At 37.6% G+C, this 17183-nt stretch carries 17 protein-coding genes and 1 other annotated feature; of the genes, 14 read left to right on the top strand and 3 right to left on the bottom strand.

Annotation, left to right across the window (positions count from 1 at the left end):
• The first annotated feature begins 21 nt into the window (after positions 1-21).
• The 3 genes from rplT (at position 22) to ACWNMY_RS05155 (ending at position 1821) form a co-directional block, all read left to right on the top strand.
• Positions 22-378 carry a 50S ribosomal protein L20 gene (gene rplT / locus ACWNMY_RS05165; RefSeq protein WP_010678372.1) on the top strand — a complete coding sequence of 119 codons (357 nt, stop codon included), beginning with the start codon at positions 22-24 and terminating at the stop codon, positions 376-378.
• A gap of 204 nt (positions 379-582) precedes the next feature.
• A complete protein-coding gene (locus ACWNMY_RS05160; protein ID WP_449537205.1) occupies positions 583-852 on the top strand; it encodes a DUF1294 domain-containing protein in 270 nt (89 codons plus the stop codon).
• A 381-nt stretch (positions 853-1233) separates the two neighbouring features.
• Entirely contained in the window at positions 1234-1821 is a 588-nt protein-coding gene (locus ACWNMY_RS05155; protein ID WP_449537204.1) for a TVP38/TMEM64 family protein, read from the top strand.
• Positions 1822-1836: 15 nt separating this feature from the next.
• On the opposite strand, the gene ACWNMY_RS05150 is transcribed toward ACWNMY_RS05155, so the two are convergent.
• Positions 1837-2232 (bottom strand): sigma-w pathway protein ysdB, encoded by a 396-nt coding sequence (locus tag ACWNMY_RS05150; protein ID WP_449537203.1) that lies wholly within the window; start codon positions 2230-2232, stop codon positions 1837-1839.
• A gap of 118 nt (positions 2233-2350) precedes the next feature.
• Between ACWNMY_RS05150 and dut the strand changes: the two genes are divergently transcribed.
• A complete protein-coding gene (gene dut / locus ACWNMY_RS05145; protein WP_449537202.1) occupies positions 2351-2788 on the top strand; it encodes a dUTP diphosphatase in 438 nt (145 codons plus the stop codon).
• 104 nt (positions 2789-2892) lie between these two features.
• Complete coding sequence (locus ACWNMY_RS05140) at positions 2893-3978, top strand: M42 family metallopeptidase (RefSeq protein WP_449537201.1); 1086 nt, start codon at positions 2893-2895, stop codon at positions 3976-3978.
• 36 nt (positions 3979-4014) lie between these two features.
• On the opposite strand, the gene sspI is transcribed toward ACWNMY_RS05140, so the two are convergent.
• Positions 4015-4224 (bottom strand): small acid-soluble spore protein SspI, encoded by a 210-nt coding sequence (gene sspI / locus ACWNMY_RS05135; RefSeq protein ID WP_449537200.1) that lies wholly within the window; start codon positions 4222-4224, stop codon positions 4015-4017.
• A gap of 120 nt (positions 4225-4344) precedes the next feature.
• Here sspI and ACWNMY_RS05130 point away from each other — a divergent pair, with 120 nt between their 5' ends.
• The 5 genes from ACWNMY_RS05130 to pheT all read left to right on the top strand — a co-directional run bounded on the left by ACWNMY_RS05130 (position 4345) and on the right by pheT (position 10661).
• Positions 4345-5094 (top strand): TrmH family RNA methyltransferase, encoded by a 750-nt coding sequence (locus tag ACWNMY_RS05130; RefSeq protein WP_449537199.1) that lies wholly within the window; start codon positions 4345-4347, stop codon positions 5092-5094.
• A 202-nt stretch (positions 5095-5296) separates the two neighbouring features.
• A complete protein-coding gene (locus ACWNMY_RS05125) occupies positions 5297-5983 on the top strand; it encodes a YwaF family protein (RefSeq protein WP_449537198.1) in 687 nt (228 codons plus the stop codon).
• A gap of 68 nt (positions 5984-6051) precedes the next feature.
• Positions 6052-6588, top strand: a complete 537-nt coding sequence (locus ACWNMY_RS05120; RefSeq protein ID WP_449537197.1) for a small multi-drug export protein — start codon at positions 6052-6054, stop codon at positions 6586-6588.
• 137 nt (positions 6589-6725) lie between these two features.
• Positions 6726-6971 (top strand) — a binding site (T-box leader).
• Between the two features lie 225 nt (positions 6972-7196).
• Entirely contained in the window at positions 7197-8231 is a 1035-nt protein-coding gene (pheS, locus tag ACWNMY_RS05115) for a phenylalanine--tRNA ligase subunit alpha (protein WP_449537196.1), read from the top strand.
• Positions 8232-8246: 15 nt separating this feature from the next.
• Positions 8247-10661 (top strand): phenylalanine--tRNA ligase subunit beta, encoded by a 2415-nt coding sequence (pheT, locus tag ACWNMY_RS05110; RefSeq protein ID WP_449537195.1) that lies wholly within the window; start codon positions 8247-8249, stop codon positions 10659-10661.
• Between the two features lie 319 nt (positions 10662-10980).
• Here the strand turns inward: pheT and rnhC are convergent, their stop codons facing one another.
• Entirely contained in the window at positions 10981-11919 is a 939-nt protein-coding gene (gene rnhC, locus ACWNMY_RS05105; RefSeq protein WP_449537194.1) for a ribonuclease HIII, read from the bottom strand.
• Between the two features lie 144 nt (positions 11920-12063).
• Between rnhC and zapA the strand changes: the two genes are divergently transcribed.
• The 4 genes from zapA to ACWNMY_RS05085 all read left to right on the top strand — a co-directional run bounded on the left by zapA (position 12064) and on the right by ACWNMY_RS05085 (position 17158).
• A complete protein-coding gene (zapA, locus tag ACWNMY_RS05100; RefSeq protein ID WP_449537193.1) occupies positions 12064-12333 on the top strand; it encodes a cell division protein ZapA in 270 nt (89 codons plus the stop codon).
• A gap of 6 nt (positions 12334-12339) precedes the next feature.
• Positions 12340-12867 carry a CvpA family protein gene (locus tag ACWNMY_RS05095; RefSeq protein ID WP_449537192.1) on the top strand — a complete coding sequence of 176 codons (528 nt, stop codon included), beginning with the start codon at positions 12340-12342 and terminating at the stop codon, positions 12865-12867.
• A gap of 143 nt (positions 12868-13010) precedes the next feature.
• On the top strand, positions 13011-14723 hold the full coding sequence (gene polX, locus ACWNMY_RS05090; RefSeq protein WP_449538391.1) for a DNA polymerase/3'-5' exonuclease PolX: 1713 nt from the start codon (positions 13011-13013) through the stop codon (positions 14721-14723).
• A 74-nt stretch (positions 14724-14797) separates the two neighbouring features.
• Positions 14798-17158, top strand: a complete 2361-nt coding sequence (locus ACWNMY_RS05085; protein WP_449537191.1) for an endonuclease MutS2 — start codon at positions 14798-14800, stop codon at positions 17156-17158.
• Positions 17159-17183 lie beyond the last annotated feature (25 nt).

Here is a 17183-nt window from a genome sequence, read left to right as displayed (position 1 = left end):
TGATCTTAGGAGGGAAACAAAATGCCAAGAGTAAAAGGCGGAACTGTTACACGCAAACGTCGTAAAAAGGTATTAAAATTAGCTAAAGGTTATTTCGGTTCAAAACACACTTTATATAAAGTTGCAAATCAACAAGTAATGAAATCATTAATGTATGCTTACCGCGACCGTCGTCAAAAGAAGCGCGACTTCCGTAAGCTTTGGATTACTCGTATTAACGCAGCAGCTCGTATGAACGGACTTTCTTATAGCCGTTTAATGCACGGATTAAAAGTTGCTGGTATCGAAGTAAACCGCAAAATGCTTGCTGACCTAGCTGTTAGCGATGAAAAAGCATTTGCTGAATTAGCAACTGTAGCTAAAAACAACCTAAAATAATTTAGTGCTATGTAAAAAGGTTACTCCCATGTAAAATGAGGGTAACCTTTTTATTTATGCTCATTATGTGAAATGTGAAAGAAACAACAAGCAAGTTTGCTGCTCAAAGGTTACTTTAAAGATTTAGTACCTTGGCTATTGCTAAAAGTCGTGAAAACTTGTCTCTCATAAATGAGCCAAAAATTGTAAACTTGGAGGAGTATAATGAACACTATTCTCATAATCTATGTAATCCTTAATATATATGGATACCTGCTTATGTACACTGACAAAAGTCGAGCAAGAAACAACAAATGGCGGATCTCTGAAAGACAAATCTGGATTGTCGCAGTTGCTGGTGGTGCACTTGGTGCAACATTTGGAATGAAGCAGTTCCGGCATAAAACAAAGCATAAGCAGTTCACGATTTTATTGCCTATCCTTTCCGTTCTTACAATAGCAATCTATATGTATATTTATCTAAACTTGTCATAACTACTTGTACGATTGTATATGTTAAAATAGCAAACCTAATTATAAGGTAAGCTGACTAGATCCAGGCGACAAGATTTTATGGTCTCGTCAACGCTTCTGAAAGTATAAGGCGCCTTGTGTTAACGATCGGCTTAAGCATGTCATGTCACCGATAAGCAGGTGCCTTGCGCTTTTCTTGATGTTAAGGAAATTATTATATTTTTGAACTGTAGATATTTATTTCGACATCTAGTTCCAGCGCCTAGCCCCTCGAGGTCATAAGCCAATTTAGAATTGAAGGCAAAGAGCGCCTTCTATTCTAAATCGTCTTATGCTTGTCGGGGCTGTTCGAGGCGCTTGCGCTTTTGATCGTATCCTTTTCTTGAAAGAGGTGGTTTGCGTTTGGATGACACAATGACATTATTGTTTGTATTTATTGAATCCACTGGATTGCTAGCACCCTTCATTTTTATTGGGATACACCTTATTCGTCCATTCTTTTTTATTCCTGTACCAGTTATATGTATTGTAGGTGGTATTTTATTTGGCTCAGTGTTTGGTACCCTTTATTCTATAATAGGCTTAACGTTACTTAGTATTATTTTTTATATTTTATATAGGCAGGTGCCTAGTCTATCTAAAAAGATAGATAGACTAAAACTTAAGTGGTTAGGAAATAAGGTTAACTTTACAGTGGGGCAAATTGGTATCTTACGACTTATTCCATTTATTAATTTTCATCTCTTGTCATTATGTATTATGGATGTAACAAGAAATTTTAGAGAATATGCCAAAAGTTCATTGTATACGAATGTTCCAGTAGCTCTTTTATATACCGTATTTGGTCAATTTATCCGTGCATTCTCTACAACTGTAATTCTAGCCATTCTCCTCGCACTCACTCTTTTGTTTTATTTATTACGTGAAAAACAGGTTATTATCAAGTGGCATGAATTTTTCAAGCCAAAAACAGGAAGATCTTATCTATAAAAAAACAGTCGTGGGTTATCGCTCACGACTGTTTTCCTTTAGTAATTCCTTAATTGGACTTTTCCAATCAACCTTGGCGTCTGGGTAAATTTCCTTAATTCTTCGTTCAATATATTGAAAATCTGTAAAGGTTAACCCTTTTAAATTATCATGCTTAGCCCAGACAAAAATGGAAACGACCTCAAAAGATTTCTTTGTTGTTCCTAAATATTTTTCCCCTTCAAATAAAACTCCTTTATAGGTCAATAAAAAATTTTTATGAACATTTGCTTGATCATCCAACCAATAAAACTCATTTTTTTCTTGAGCAAGTTCAAGCTTCCTCTTAGGATTAAGAACATACTTGAAAATCCGGTATAACAAGAAGATGATTAGCAGTAACAATATAAAGCGAATAAGTAGGACAAACATAAGAGGACTCCCTCCATTCTTAATCTGCCTTTCTTTACGAATGAGACCAGCAAAAGGTTTCAACTTTTTATATTTTTGTTATACTTTTTTTATAGTTTTTTAAAAAAGGAGAAATTACATGACATATAATGTAAAAATAATGCTGCTTCATGAGGATGCGAGGCTTCCTTTGCAAGCCAATCCTGGGGATGCAGGACTTGACTTATTTTCCGCTGAAGAAAAAAGAATGAAACCAGGTGAGGCGGCCATAATTAAAACAGGTATAAAAATTGAGCTGCCACCTGGAACAGAAGCACAGGTTAGGCCTAGAAGTGGACTTGCCCTAAAACACTCAGTAACAGTACTAAATAGCCCTGGTACAATTGATGAAGGGTATCGAGGAGAGATTGGTGTCATCCTCATTAACCATGGAAAAGAAGAATTTGTTGTTGAGAAGCAGATGAGGATTGCCCAAATGGTGATTGCTCAAGTTGCAAAAGTTAATTTGTTACAGGTTGAAGAGGTAGGTACTTCAGCAAGAGGCGAAGGTGGGTTTGGATCATCTGGTACAAAATAAGAATGTAAGGTTTGTTTTTAGAATCACATAACTACTGATTGTTCATTTGTTATTATATTCTGTATAATAAAATGTGAAATAAAGGAAAGCTAGGTGAATGGAAAATGACAAAGCTCGATGAAACGCTAACCATGCTGAAGGATCTTACAGATGCTAAAGGGATACCAGGTAACGAACGTGAGCCTCGAGAGGTAATGAAACAATACATAACCCCATACTCTGACGAAGTTTCAACTGATGGATTAGGTAGTTTGATTGCTAAAAAGGTTGGAAACGCTGATGGCCCTAAAATCATGGTTTCTGGACATTTAGATGAAGTAGGATTTATGGTTACACAAATTGATGATAAAGGCTTTCTACGCTTCCAGACAGTTGGCGGCTGGTGGTCTCAGGTTATGTTAGCACAACGTGTAACCGTTGTTACAAGTAAAGGTGATATTACTGGAGTAATCGGGTCAAAGCCACCCCATATTCTATCTCCAGAGGCACGAAAAAAACCGGTTGAAATCAAAGATATGTTTATTGATATTGGTGCATCTAGTAGAGCAGAAGCTCTTGAATTTGGTGTTAAACCTGGTGATCAAGTCGTTCCATACTTTGAATTTACGGTCATGAATAACGATAAAATGTTACTCGCAAAAGCTTGGGATAATCGTATAGGCTGTGCAATTGCAATTGATGTACTTAAGTATCTTAAAGATGCACAACATCCAAACATCGTGTATGGAGTAGGTTCCGTACAAGAAGAAGTTGGACTTCGTGGTGCAAAAACTTCAGCAACAATGATTAAGCCTGATATCGCAATTGCAGTTGATGTAGGGATTGCTGGTGATACACCAGGTATTTCTGAAAAAGAAGCACTAAGCAAAATGGGCGAAGGTCCACAGATTATTTTATATGATGCTTCAATGGTGTCACATAAAGGCCTTCGTGACTTTATCGTTGGTGTAGCAGACGACTTAAACATCCCGTATCAATTTGATGCAATTGCAGGTGGGGGAACAGACGCAGGAGCGATTCATGTTACATTACAAGGTGTACCAGCATTAGCTATTACCATTGCTACACGTTACATCCATTCACATGCAGGAATTCTTCATAGAGATGATTATGAAAATGCAGTAAAGCTGATTGCAGAAGTAATTAAACGTCTTGATCGTGAGACTGTAGATAAAATTAAATTTGACTAAAAAAAGCCGATGGTTCTTGAACCATCGGCTTACTTACTACTTTTTTAAACTTTGTTCTAAGGTGGAAAGCATTTCTTCTTTGTCCTCTTGGCTTGCATTTTGCCATAGTACTTCAAAAAGAACCCCTAAACCTGGTAACATTTTTTCTTCGCCGCTTTGAATCGCGTCGACGATCGTATCTTGTAATTCAGCCTGAGAATTCCCTGTTACGTTGTGTATAACTGCATTTCGTAAATTCAAATTCATTGATATGCACACCTTTCCTATGTATCTTTTTCTTTAGTATGTTTTGCGATATCTCGTTTTATTATGTATCTTTCTTAGGATATAATGGAAAAAGAATTAGTAAAAAGGAGTTTTCATAAGTTGAAACGTATAGAGTCTAGTAAGAATCCACAGATCAAGCAATGGAAAAAATTACATACAAAAAAAGAACGAGATAAAACGGGTACTTTTATTATTGAAGGTTTTCATTTAGTTGAAGAGGCATTAAAAAGCAATGCCATTATTCAAGAGTTAATTATAAGTGAAACAACAGACATCCCTTCAAGTTGGAATGTAGATAACTTATCGATCACAATTGTAACGGAAAAGATTATGACGGAGATTAGTGATACAGATTCATCACAGGGTGTTGCTGCAATTTGTGAACAATATTCTCAAAGCGGAGAAGGGCATTTCACTACATTATTATTAGTGGATGCTGTACAGGATCCTGGAAATTTAGGGACAATGATTCGTACTGCAGATGCGGCAGGAATTGATGCAGTTATTATTGGTGATGGCAGTGTTGATGTGTATAATTCAAAGGTCATTCGTTCTACACAAGGTTCAATTTTTCATATACCTATATTAAAAGAAGATTTACATAGAACAATAGACCAACTCAAACAAAATGGAATTCCCATTTACGGTACATCTCTTAAGGATGCAATTGATTATAAAAAAGTATCTGCTCAAGATGCCTTTGCATTGCTTGTCGGAAATGAAGGGAATGGAGTACATCCCGAATTATTAGCAAAGACAGACCAAAATCTGTACATCCCAATTTACGGTAAAAGTGAATCTTTAAATGTAGCAGTTGCAGCGGGAATATTACTTTATCATTTGCGATAAATAAAAAGATTTGGTGGGGCGATGAAAACATCGAAAGCGTGAATGAGTATCGCCTCTATTTTCTGTTTACAAGCATGAATGATTTATGTCCTCGCAAACTAAAAATTTTCGTACAATCCACTATTCTGTATTCTCAAAAGAGAAGTTTTATACTGGCAAAGAGGGGGTGTTGATCATAGGCGGGTATTTTGGAAGGTCACTAATGGGAGATCCATTTCAATGGTTATCCTTTTCCCATATTATAATGGTAGTTATACTTCTTTTTTTCGCTGTCTTATTATTTCTCTTTCGGACAAAACTTGCAAAAAGAAAATTAATCATTCGCTATCTATTGGTCACTTCTCTCATAGGTAGTGAGCTGTCTCTTTATGTTTGGTACGCTTATAATGGTGTATGGAATCCGGTTGATTCGCTCCCATTTCAGCTTTGCTCCCTTTCATTATTCTTGAGTATTATCATGCTTATTACACGTAAGTTCTTATTATTTGAGATTACGTATTTTTTAGGTATCGGGGGTGCGATTCAGGCAATGCTTACCCCTGAACTTGCCTATGACTTTCCACACTATCGCTATTTTCACTTCTTTCTTGCTCATATCGCAATCATTCTAGCAAGCTTTTATATGCTTTGGTATGAAAATTGCAGACCTACTGCCAAGTCCGTTTGGAAGGCATTTGCTGCATTAAATGTCCTTGCCTTATTTGTCTTTTTCATCAATAAAGCAACTGGTGGAAACTATATGTTTCTAGCAAGGAAACCAACGAATCCGAGTTTAATCGATCTGATGGGTCCATATCCTTGGTATATTTTATCGCTAGAGCTTGTCGCACTGGTTTTATTTTTTATTCTGTATTTGCCATTTTTTATTAAAAATAGATCAGAGTTATAAAAAAATGAAACTTATGGATGGTAGGAGCGTATATAAGTATATGAATCTAGTAAACTGAGGTGTTGGAAGTGTTAGTATCGTATCTATTAGTCTTTTTATTTGCTGCAATCCCATTATTTGAATTAATTGCGGTCATCCCTATCGCAATTGTTGGTGGTTTGTCTCCTATACCGGTAGCCATCCTAGGATTCTTAGGAAACTTAGTAACCGTATTACTCTTAATACTGTTTGTCGATAAAGTCAAAGGCTGGATGAAAGCTAGAAAACAAAAGAATGTCCAAGTAAGGGAAGCGGAAGGAATGGAGACTCAAGGAAGTGAAGGGATAACGCCTGTAGAAGAGTCAAAGAAAGAAAAACGTGCACGGTCTATTTTTGACAAATATGGCTTACCAGGGTTGACGATTTTAGGTCCTTTACTGGTTGGATCTCACATATCTGCTTTTATGAGCATGGGTTTTGGTTCAAGTAGGAAATTAGTAACAGGTTGGATGGTTGCAAGTTTATTGTTATGGACAATCGTTTTTACTGGGTTAGCTAGTTCTGGCATTGGCTTTTTTGCCCCAGATATTCAGGAAAATGGATTTTTAGTTCGTATGTTTAAATAAGGTATTGCGTACCTTTTAGAAAATAATTAAAAATGAGTTTGATTTGCACAAGTAAGATACGTATAATATAATCTATATGGCTTACATAATGAGCATGTTCAAAGTGTGTTCCATACCTTTTTGAACAGCCTAATAAAGGAAAAACAGTGATAGAGACTAGTAGCTTTCCACACACTATTTCAGGGAGAAAATGCCGTGACTGCAAGCATTTTTATAGAAGAAGAAAGTGAATTCACCTCTTGAGTTGGCACTTGGACCGTTTTAGAATACATAAAAAAACGTAAAGGTGTACCGGCATTTGCCGTTATCGAAACTGAGTGAATGATTACACATTTGTAATTGTTAACAAGGGTGGTACCGCGAAGATAAACCTCGTCCCTTTTTTGGGATTGAGGTTTTTTTTATTTATCATCCTGTCTAGCTTCAGCGCCTAGCCCCTCCGAGGTCGCTTCACCCTTCCTACGGCGGCAACACTAAGGAAAGCTTCATGAGGGTAACCTCGCAGAAAATAAGCTTTGCTTATTTTTGAGCCTCCACATTAGGGTTCTAAGCGCTTGTCGGGGCTGAACAAGGCGCTTACGCATTTCAAATAAAAAGGAGGAAATGTAATGCAAGAGAAATTACTTGGGCTTAAAGACGAAGCTCTCGCAAAAGTGGAAACAGCTACGAATCTTAAAGAGTTAAACGACATTCGTGTTGCATATTTAGGGAAAAAAGGACCAATTACCGAAGTACTGAGAGGTATGGGTAAGCTTTCTGCAGAAGAACGTCCGAAAATGGGGGCTCTTGTTAACGAGGTTAGAGAGCAAATTACTGAAAAATTGACTGCGAAACAAGATGTACTAGAGAAAGCTGAAGTAGAAAGAAAACTAGCTTCCGAAACAATTGATGTAACATTACCAGGGAGACCGGTAAAGGTAGGTGGACCACATCCACTAACTGCTGTTATTGAAGAGATTGAGGACTTATTCTTAGGAATGGGATATTCGATTGCGGAGGGTCCTGAAGTAGAGAAGGATTATTACAATTTCGAAGCATTAAATTTACCGAAAGACCACCCAGCAAGGGATATGCAGGATTCATTTTATATTACCGAGGAAATTCTCCTACGTACACAAACGTCCCCTGTTCAAGCAAGAACAATGGAAAAGCATAAGGGAAAGGGACCTGTGAAAATTATTTGTCCAGGAAAAGTATATCGTCGTGACAATGATGATGCGACACACTCACACCAATTCACGCAAATTGAAGGGTTGGTTGTAGATGAAAACATTCGTATGAGTGATCTTAAGGGGACACTGGATACCTTTGCTAAGAAAATGTTTGGTGAAGACCGTGAAATTCGTTTGCGTCCAAGTTTTTTCCCATTCACTGAGCCTTCAGTAGAGATGGATATCTCTTGCTTTAAGTGTGGAGGCCATGGCTGTAATGTGTGCAAAAAGACGGGCTGGATAGAAATTTTAGGTGCGGGAATGGTTCACCCTAACGTACTTGAAATGTCTGGTTTTGATTCAAAGAAATATACAGGATTTGCGTTCGGTATGGGACCAGAGCGTATTGCAATGCTTAAATATGGTATTGATGATATTCGTCATTTGTATACAAATGATAATCGTTTCATCAAACAGTTTAATCGGGCTTAAGGAGGGAGAAGAAAAATGTTTGTTTCATATAAATGGTTGCAGGAATACGTTGATATAACAGGAGTATCGGCAGAAGAGTTAGCAGAAAAGATAACAAGAAGTGGAATTGAAGTTGAAGGTGTAGATCATTTAGGAGAAGGTATTACCGGGTTAGTTGTAGGGCATGTTCTAGAATGCGAACAACATCCAAATGCTGATAAATTAAATAAATGTCTTGTTGATATAGGTGAGGAAGAACCTGTACAAATTATTTGTGGTGCACCGAATGTAGCAAAAGGCCAAAAAGTTGTAGTAGCAAAGGTTGGAGCTGTTCTTCCTGGTAACTTTAAAATTAAAAAGGCAAAGCTTCGTGGTGAAGCATCAAATGGAATGATTTGTTCTCTTCAAGAGCTTGGTTTTGAATCAAAGCTTGTATCGAAAGAGTATGCAGAAGGAATCTTTGTTTTTCCACATGATGTAGAACCTGGAGCAGATGCGATTGCTCAGCTTAACCTTGATGATCAAGTGCTAGAACTAGGATTAACACCGAACCGTTCTGATTGCTTAAGTATGTTAGGTGTTGCATACGAGGTTGCAGCTATTTTAGGAAAAGATGTAAAGCTTCCACAACCAAAAGTAACAACTTCATCAGAAAAAACAGAAGGTTATATTTCGATTTCAGTTGAAGCAAAAGAAGACAATCCATTGTATGTGGCACGAGTAGTAAAAGACGTGAAAATTGGACCATCACCATTATGGTTACAGACACGTCTAATGGCTGAAGGTATTCGTCCACATAATAATGTAGTTGATATTACGAATTACATATTATTAGAATATGGACAACCTCTACACGCATTTGATTATGATCGTCTTGGTTCAAAGGAAATTCTCGTGAGACGTGCAACAAATGGGGAAAAAATCACAACATTAGACGATGCAGAACGTACATTAACAGATGAGCATCTTGTCATAACAAATGGAACGGTACCAGTAGCACTTGCGGGTGTAATGGGTGGCGCAAACTCTGAGGTTCAAAATGATACAACCACTGTTTTGATCGAGTCAGCTTATTTCAATAGCGGTACGATTCGTAAAGCTTCTAAGGACCATGGTTTACGTAGTGAAGCAAGTGCACGCTACGAAAAAGGAATTGATCCAAAACGTACACGTGAAGCGGCTGATCGTGCGGCCGAGTTAATGGCAGAACTTGCTGGCGGTGTAGTTCTTGATGGTGTAGTTGCAGTAGACACACTTGATGTAAAACCTGTCAATGTATCTGTAACTCTTGAGCGAATTAATAAAGTATTAGGAACTGATATATCTAGAGAACAAGTGGAAGAAATTTTTACAAATCTAAAATTCCCTTTTACTGTAGATAATGAAACGTTCCATGTTACAGCACCTACCCGTAGAGGTGATATAACAATTGAAGAGGATTTAATTGAAGAGGTTGCGAGACTTTATGGATATGATGAGCTGCCAAAAACATTGCCAGTTGGCGAATCTACACCTGGTAGATTGACTGACTATCAAGCAAAGCGCAGATTAGTTAGACAGTATCTTGAGGGTGTAGGGCTCTATCAAAGCATCACATATTCATTAACAAGCGCTGAAAAAGTAAATCAGTATGCACTTGAGAAAAGAGAGCCAATTCGCTTAGCAATGCCGATGAGCGAGGAAAGAAGTGTTCTTCGTTTGAGTCTACTTCCCCATGTTTTAGAGGTGGTCGGTCATAATCTTGCACGACAAATTGATAGTGTTGCTACCTATGAAGTTGGTTCCGTATTCCTAGAAGATTCAAATCGTGAGCTTCCAGAAGAAAAGGAACATCTGGCTGTAGCACTAACAGGCTCATGGCTATCTCCAACATGGCAAGGAGAGAAGAAAGCAACGGACTTCTTTGTGGTAAAAGGAGTGTTAGAAGGTTTATTTGAAAAGCTTGGTCTTGAAAAGAGAACCACATTCCTTCAAGCAAGAGTTGAAGGAATGCATCCAGGCCGTACAGCATCTGTTTTATTGGATAACAAAGAAATCGGCTTTATTGGACAAATTCATCCAAATGTACAAAAAGAATACGATTTAACCGAAACCTTTGTATTTGAATTATCATTGAAGGATATTTTAGAGGCTGACGTCGAGGAAATTCGTTATGAAGCAATCCCACGTTTCCCTTCAATGAGCCGCGACATTGCACTTGTTGTTGATAAATCTGTTGCAGCAGGGGATATGAAGCAAGTCATCATTGAAGCAGGTGGTAAGCTACTTCGCGATGTTACAATCTTTGACCTATATGAAGGGGAGCGTATGGAAGAAGGCAAAAAATCAGTTGCATACTCCATTAAATATTTTGATCCGGAACGCACCTTAACAGAGGAAGAAGTTACCAAAGCTCATGAAAAAGTATTAACAGCTGTTGCTGAAAAATTCGATGCAACTTTACGTTCATAAATAAAGAGGAGTGGACGATTGTCCACTCCGCAGACTGTTGACAAACGCTCGCATACTGCGTTGCTTGCCTCTCTCGTCCGCTCATGAAGGCAACTTCTATTCGCGTCTTCGATCGGCTTCACGCCTTGTCTGACAAGCGTTTTCAAGACAGTCTGAGTACGTAATGTAACCAGAGATTTTCATACTAAAAGAGAGTAGGCAAAGTCATTTCATGACTTTGTCTACTCTCTGAGGAGTGGACGATTGTCCACTCCGTTTTTTGTTTATCTATAGTGCTCCTAAATGAGTCATGTAGGTGATGAGACAAGTATATAATTTGTTACATTCTAGCTATTTTCTTCGCTTTTTCCGTATTTGCGAAATGTAGCTTAGTAAATGTGCGTAATGATGCTAGCCCTTGTTTTTTGATAAGCTCTGCGGCAACTTTATCAACCTGGGCACCGGCACCTTTTTTTAATTCAAGACCAGCTTTCCTGCTTAGTTTTTCAAACTCTTTTACAAAAGCGTAGCGTGCTATAATAGAGGCCGCAGCGACTGATAGATGGACACCTTCGGCTTTGGTACTGAAATATACATTTTCTTTAATGATTTCTTTTTGACCTGATAAATGTTTGAAATAGACTTGAGGTACTGCAAATTGGTCGATTAAGATACCTTCAGGAACTGTAGGTTCAATCTTTTTTAGTACATGACCAATAGCCTTATTATGCAATAATGCTTTCATTTTCCCTTGAGACATTCCTTTTGCTTGGAGGTCGTTGTACTTTTCATTATGTAAAACCAGTAGGCTGTATGGAATAACATGAATGATAGATTCTGCAATCTCACAAATTTGTTTATCATTTAAATCCTTCGAATCTTTCACTCCTAATTCCCTCAGCAAGGGGATCTTGTCATTTGAAACATATGCAGCAACTACGGTCATCGGTCCAAAATAATCACCTGTACCTACCTCATCAGAACCAATCATAGACATAGTGCCAATGTTTTTCGGTAGATTACTACTGGAAACTGTTTGCTTGGAAGTTGTTTTAGTTGTTGAAGTAGTGGACTCTACAGTTCCCCATTTTTGCGCTTCCTGGGCAGCACCTCCACCCTGGAATAAAACTTTTCCCGATTTGTATGCTGTTATTGTACAACCAGATAACTTTGCTGCAAAAACGCCACCTGGTGGTACTTTATCTAGTAAGTAATTAGAATAATGAGTTTTCATTTTCCCAATTGATTCGAGGCTACTTTTTAAGACGGTATTTGACAAAATAACATCTCCTATTTTAATTTTTATAGTATATTCGATAGATTTCTATGTATTCTATCATATCGTTTGTTGAGATTTCTTTCCATAGATATCGTGTTCATGGTATTATTATGTGTAGGATTGACTAGAATGGGGGCCAACTACTTGTCACAGCCACAAAAAACAAAAACAACAGTAGATATATATGGACAACAATATTCAATAATCGGGTCTGAGAGCACAAGTCATATACGCCTCGTGGCCTCAATTGTCGATGATAAAATGAGAGAAATAAGCGATAAAAATCCGACACTTGATATTAATAAACTAGCTGTACTAACTGCGGTTAATGTCGTACACGAACATCTAAAGCTGAAAGAAGACTACGAAAAACTTGAAAAACAATTAGAACAAGTAATAAATGAAAAGGATTGAAGGGATATGTTCGATTTAGTGTTGATTATTATCCTGTTATTGGGATTTATAATTGGTTTACGAAGAGGCTTTATTCTTCAAATCGTTCATCTTACTGGTTTTATCGTTGCATTTATCGTTGCATACCTTTACTATGATGAACTTACACCCAAATTAGTATTATGGATTCCATATCCTACTTTTGGTGATGCTGAAACTATGCAGTTTTTATTCGAAAGTACAAATTTAGAGACAGCCTATTACCGAGCGATTGCCTTTGCTATTATCTTTTTTGCTACTAAATTCTTAATGCAGATCCTCGGTTCCATGCTTGATTTTCTTGCTAATTTACCAATACTAAAACAAATAAACGGTTGGGCTGGCGGTTTACTTGGTTTTGTCGAAGTGTACTTACTAGTGTTTATCGTCCTTTATATCGGAGCACTTCTTCCAGTAGAACTGGTTCAATCTAATTTAAATGATTCATTTATGGCCAAATTCATCGTTCAACATACACCATTTTTTACTGGAAAAATTAAAGACATGTGGATATGATAAGTATGTATAGACTTCTCTAAATGGAGAAGTTTTTTTTGTTCCTTATTTAAGACGATAACAATAAGTGACATTTTTATAAAAAATCTGTATCATTTTGGATAGTTAATCGTATGGAATATAGGTAGGTGGATTTAGTGACAGTGAATAAGAAGGATGTAATCCGTTTATTAGAAACGATTGCAGTTTATATGGAATTAAAAGGAGACAATCCCTTTAAAATATCGGCATTTCGCAAGGCTGCAGCAGCACTTGAAAATGATGACCGGAGTTTAACAACAATTGATGATTTTACAACATTAGCTGGTATAGGAAAAGGTACTGCAGCTGTTATTAAGGAATATATCGAAACAGAAGATTCCAATGTACTAAAAGAATTAAAAGAGCAAGTACCAGAAGGTCTTATTCCATTACTTAACCTTCCAGGCCTTGGTGGTAAAAAAATTGCCAAGCTATATAAGGAGCTAGGTATTGAAGACATGGAAATGCTTAAGCAGGCTTGTTTGAATGAGAAAATTCAAATTCTTGCAGGTTTTGGAAAGAAATCGGAAGAGAAAATACTAGCTTCCATTGAGGAGTACGGAAAACGACCTGATCGCTTACCGATAGCATTAATGCTGGCTCTTGCTGATGATATTGAAAAAGAGCTACGTACAATGGATGGGGTTATTACGTATTCTCGTGCAGGTAGTTTACGACGAATGAGAGAAACCATTAAGGATCTTGATTTTATTATTGCTACAAATGAACCAGAAAAAGTACGCGAACAACTTTTACAACTTAATGGGATTAATGGAATTATAGCAAGCGGTGATACAAAGGTTTCCGTACAAATTTCCTATCACTATGATATTTCAGTAGATTTTCGGCTTGTAAAACCTCATGAGTTTGCCACGACACTCCACCATTTTACAGGGAGTAAAGAACATAATGTAAGAATGAGGCAGCTGGCGAAGGATCGTGGAGAAAAAATAAGTGAATATGGTGTTGAAAATGTTGAAACAGGGGAAATCCAAACCTTTGAAACAGAGGAGCAATTCTACGAATATTTTGGTCTAACCTTTATCCCTCCAGAGCTCAGAGAGGATGGATCAGAGGTCGATGCATTCCAACAAGAAGTAGAGCATATTAGGCTAGAGGATATCAAAGGAGATCTTCATATGCACACGTCATGGAGTGATGGTGCATATACGATTGAGGAAATGGTAGAGGCTTGTCGAAAGAAAGGCTATCGTTATATTGCAATAACAGATCATTCCCAATTTCTTCGTGTAGCCAATGGTCTTACGCCTGAACGTCTAGTAGAACAGCACAAGGAAATTGCGAGATTAAATGAAAAATATGATGATTTTACCATTTTTACAGGTGTTGAAATGGATATCCTTCCAGATGGAACACTTGATTATGATGATGATCTTATCCGTGATGTGGATGTTGTGATTGCGTCCATTCATTCAAGCTTTTCACAACCAAGAGAGAAGATCATGCATCGATTAAAAACAGCTCTAGATAATCTCCATGTCGATATCATTGCCCACCCTACAGGTAGAATACTTGGGCGGAGAAAAGGATATGACGTGGATGTGGATATGTTAATTGAATTAGCCAAAGAAACGAATACGGCACTCGAATTAAATGCGAACCTGAACCGATTAGATCTTTCTTCAGAATATATTCGAAAGGCTCAGGATGCAGGAGTTAAACTAGTAATTAATACAGATGCACATAATATAGAAATGCTAGAAGATATGATGTATGGAATTTCAGCTGCAACGAAAGGCTGGATTAAAAAAGATAATGTCCTTAATACGTGGGAAAAAGAAGACTTACTTGCGTATTTAAAAAGAAACTTATAAATGTGATGCAAATGATGAGATTTTACTGTCTTACCATTATCCATGGTAGAAGGTAGCTAGAAGGGAGTTACAGCATGCAACCACGTGTTTTAAAGGTATTAGAGTTTGATAAGGTAAAGGAGCAGCTAAAAAAACATGTCTCATCTTCCTTAGGTAGGGAAAAGGTTGATAAGATGATACCTTCTACGAGTGTAGAGGAGGTTGTCTATCTACAAGAGCAAACAGACGAGGCTGCAAAGGTATTACGTCTTAAAGGGAATGTTCCACTTGGTGGATTAACAGATATTCGAGCTGCCATTAAGCGTGCAAGCATTGGTGGAGCATTAAATACAATGGAATTACTAGATGTTGCTGGAACAATTTACGCTGGTCGTCAAATGAAAAAATTCATTGAAACAATGATAGAAGACGATATAGAGCTACCGATTCTAGGGGAGCTGGTAACGAGTATCACGCCTCTATTCGAGTTAGAGCAAAAAATTAAAAACTGTATTGATGACAACGGTGTTGTTATGGATGGTGCAAGTGATAAGCTACGTACCATTAGACACCAATTACGAAGCAGTGAAGCGAGAATTCGAGAAAAACTAGAGCACATTATACGTTCATCGTCTGCTCAAAAAACACTCTCTGACGCGATTATTACAATCCGAAATGACCGTTACGTAATCCCTGTCAAACAGGAATATCGAGGGACATATGGAGGGATTGTACATGACCAATCTTCTTCTGGTGCAACATTATTTATTGAACCTCAATCGGTTGTAGAATTAAATAATGTATTACAAGAGGCAAGGGTAAGAGAAAAGCAAGAGATTGACCGAATACTATTTGAATTATCAAATGAGGTAGCTTTAGAGGCAGAAAATCTCTATATAAATGTGGAGACATTAGGGGAACTAGACTTCATGTTTACAAAGGCAAGCTACAGTAAACGGGTGAAGGGAACGAAGCCTTTAATCAACGGAAATGGCTATGTATTAATAAAAAAGGGACGACATCCTTTAATTAATCCGGAAGAGGTAGTACCAAATGATATTGAGCTTGGTAAGGATTACAGTTCCATTGTTATAACTGGACCCAATACAGGTGGGAAAACAGTTACATTGAAAACAATTGGTCTATTAACAATAATGGCACAATCTGGTCTACAAATTCCTGCAAAGGACGAATCCGAAATTGCCGTTTTTCAATCAGTGTATGCCGATATTGGAGACGAACAATCAATCGAACAAAGTCTGAGCACATTTTCATCACATATGGTAAATATTGTTGATATTTTAAAAAGAGTCGATGATAACAGCCTCGTCTTATTTGACGAGCTTGGTGCAGGGACTGACCCTCAAGAAGGTGCTGCACTTGCAATTTCTATTCTTGATGAGGTTTACAATAGGGGCGCCAGAGTAATTGCAACAACCCATTACCCTGAACTAAAAGCCTATGGATACAACCGTGAAGGTGTTATTAATGCAAGCGTTGAATTTGATATTGAAACACTTAGCCCAACTTATAAGCTATTAATAGGTGTCCCAGGAAGAAGTAATGCATTTGAAATTTCAAAACGACTCGGGCTTTCTGATAACATCATTCGTGCTGCGAAAAGTCATATTAGCTCTGAAACAAACACTGTAGAAAATATGATTGCCTCCTTGGAAAAGAGCCGAAAAGAAGCGGAGCAAGAGCTTGATGAGGCAGAAGAGATTCGTAGGCAAGCGCAAATTCTTCATAAGCAACTTCAAGAACAAATTATTGATTTTAATGAACAGCGGGAAAAGCTGTATGAAAAAGCGGAACAAAAAGCAGAAGAGACACTCAAAAAGGCTACTGCTGAGGCAGAAGACATTATCCGCGAATTACGAAAAATGAAGCTTGATCAACGTTCACTTGTGAAAGAACACCAATTAATTGATGCGAAAAAACGATTGGAAAATGCTGTTCCAGATCTGTCAAATAAAACAAATAAACAAACTGTTTCTACAAAAACAAAGAGAAAACTTGTCCCAGGTGACGAGGTGAAAGTGGTAAGCCTCAATCAAAAAGGTCATCTACTCGAAAAAGTGAGCAACAATGAATGGCAGGTGCAAATCGGGATATTGAAGATGAAGGTAAAAGAAACTGATCTTGAATTTGTGAGCAGCCCTAAACCAGTTGAAACAAAGCCATTGGCCACTGTAAGAGGCAAAGACTATCATGTTAGTTTAGAACTTGATCTACGTGGAGAACGCTATGAAAATGCACTTTCACGGGTAGAAAAATATATCGATGACGCGCTATTGGCTGGATATCCTCGGGTTTCCATTATCCATGGAAAAGGTACAGGCGCCTTACGACAGGGTGTTCAGGAATACTTGAAAAATCACCGATCTGTAAAATCTTCGAGATTTGGGGAAGCAGGCGAAGGTGGTACTGGAGTTACTGTTGTAGAACTAAAATAAAATAAATAATACGCAATCTCTAATA

It is taken from the genome of Ferdinandcohnia sp. Marseille-Q9671 (genome assembly GCF_976954385.1).
The sequence above is the reverse complement of the archived record's forward strand: the minus strand, read 5'-3'. Positions and strand labels throughout refer to the sequence as shown.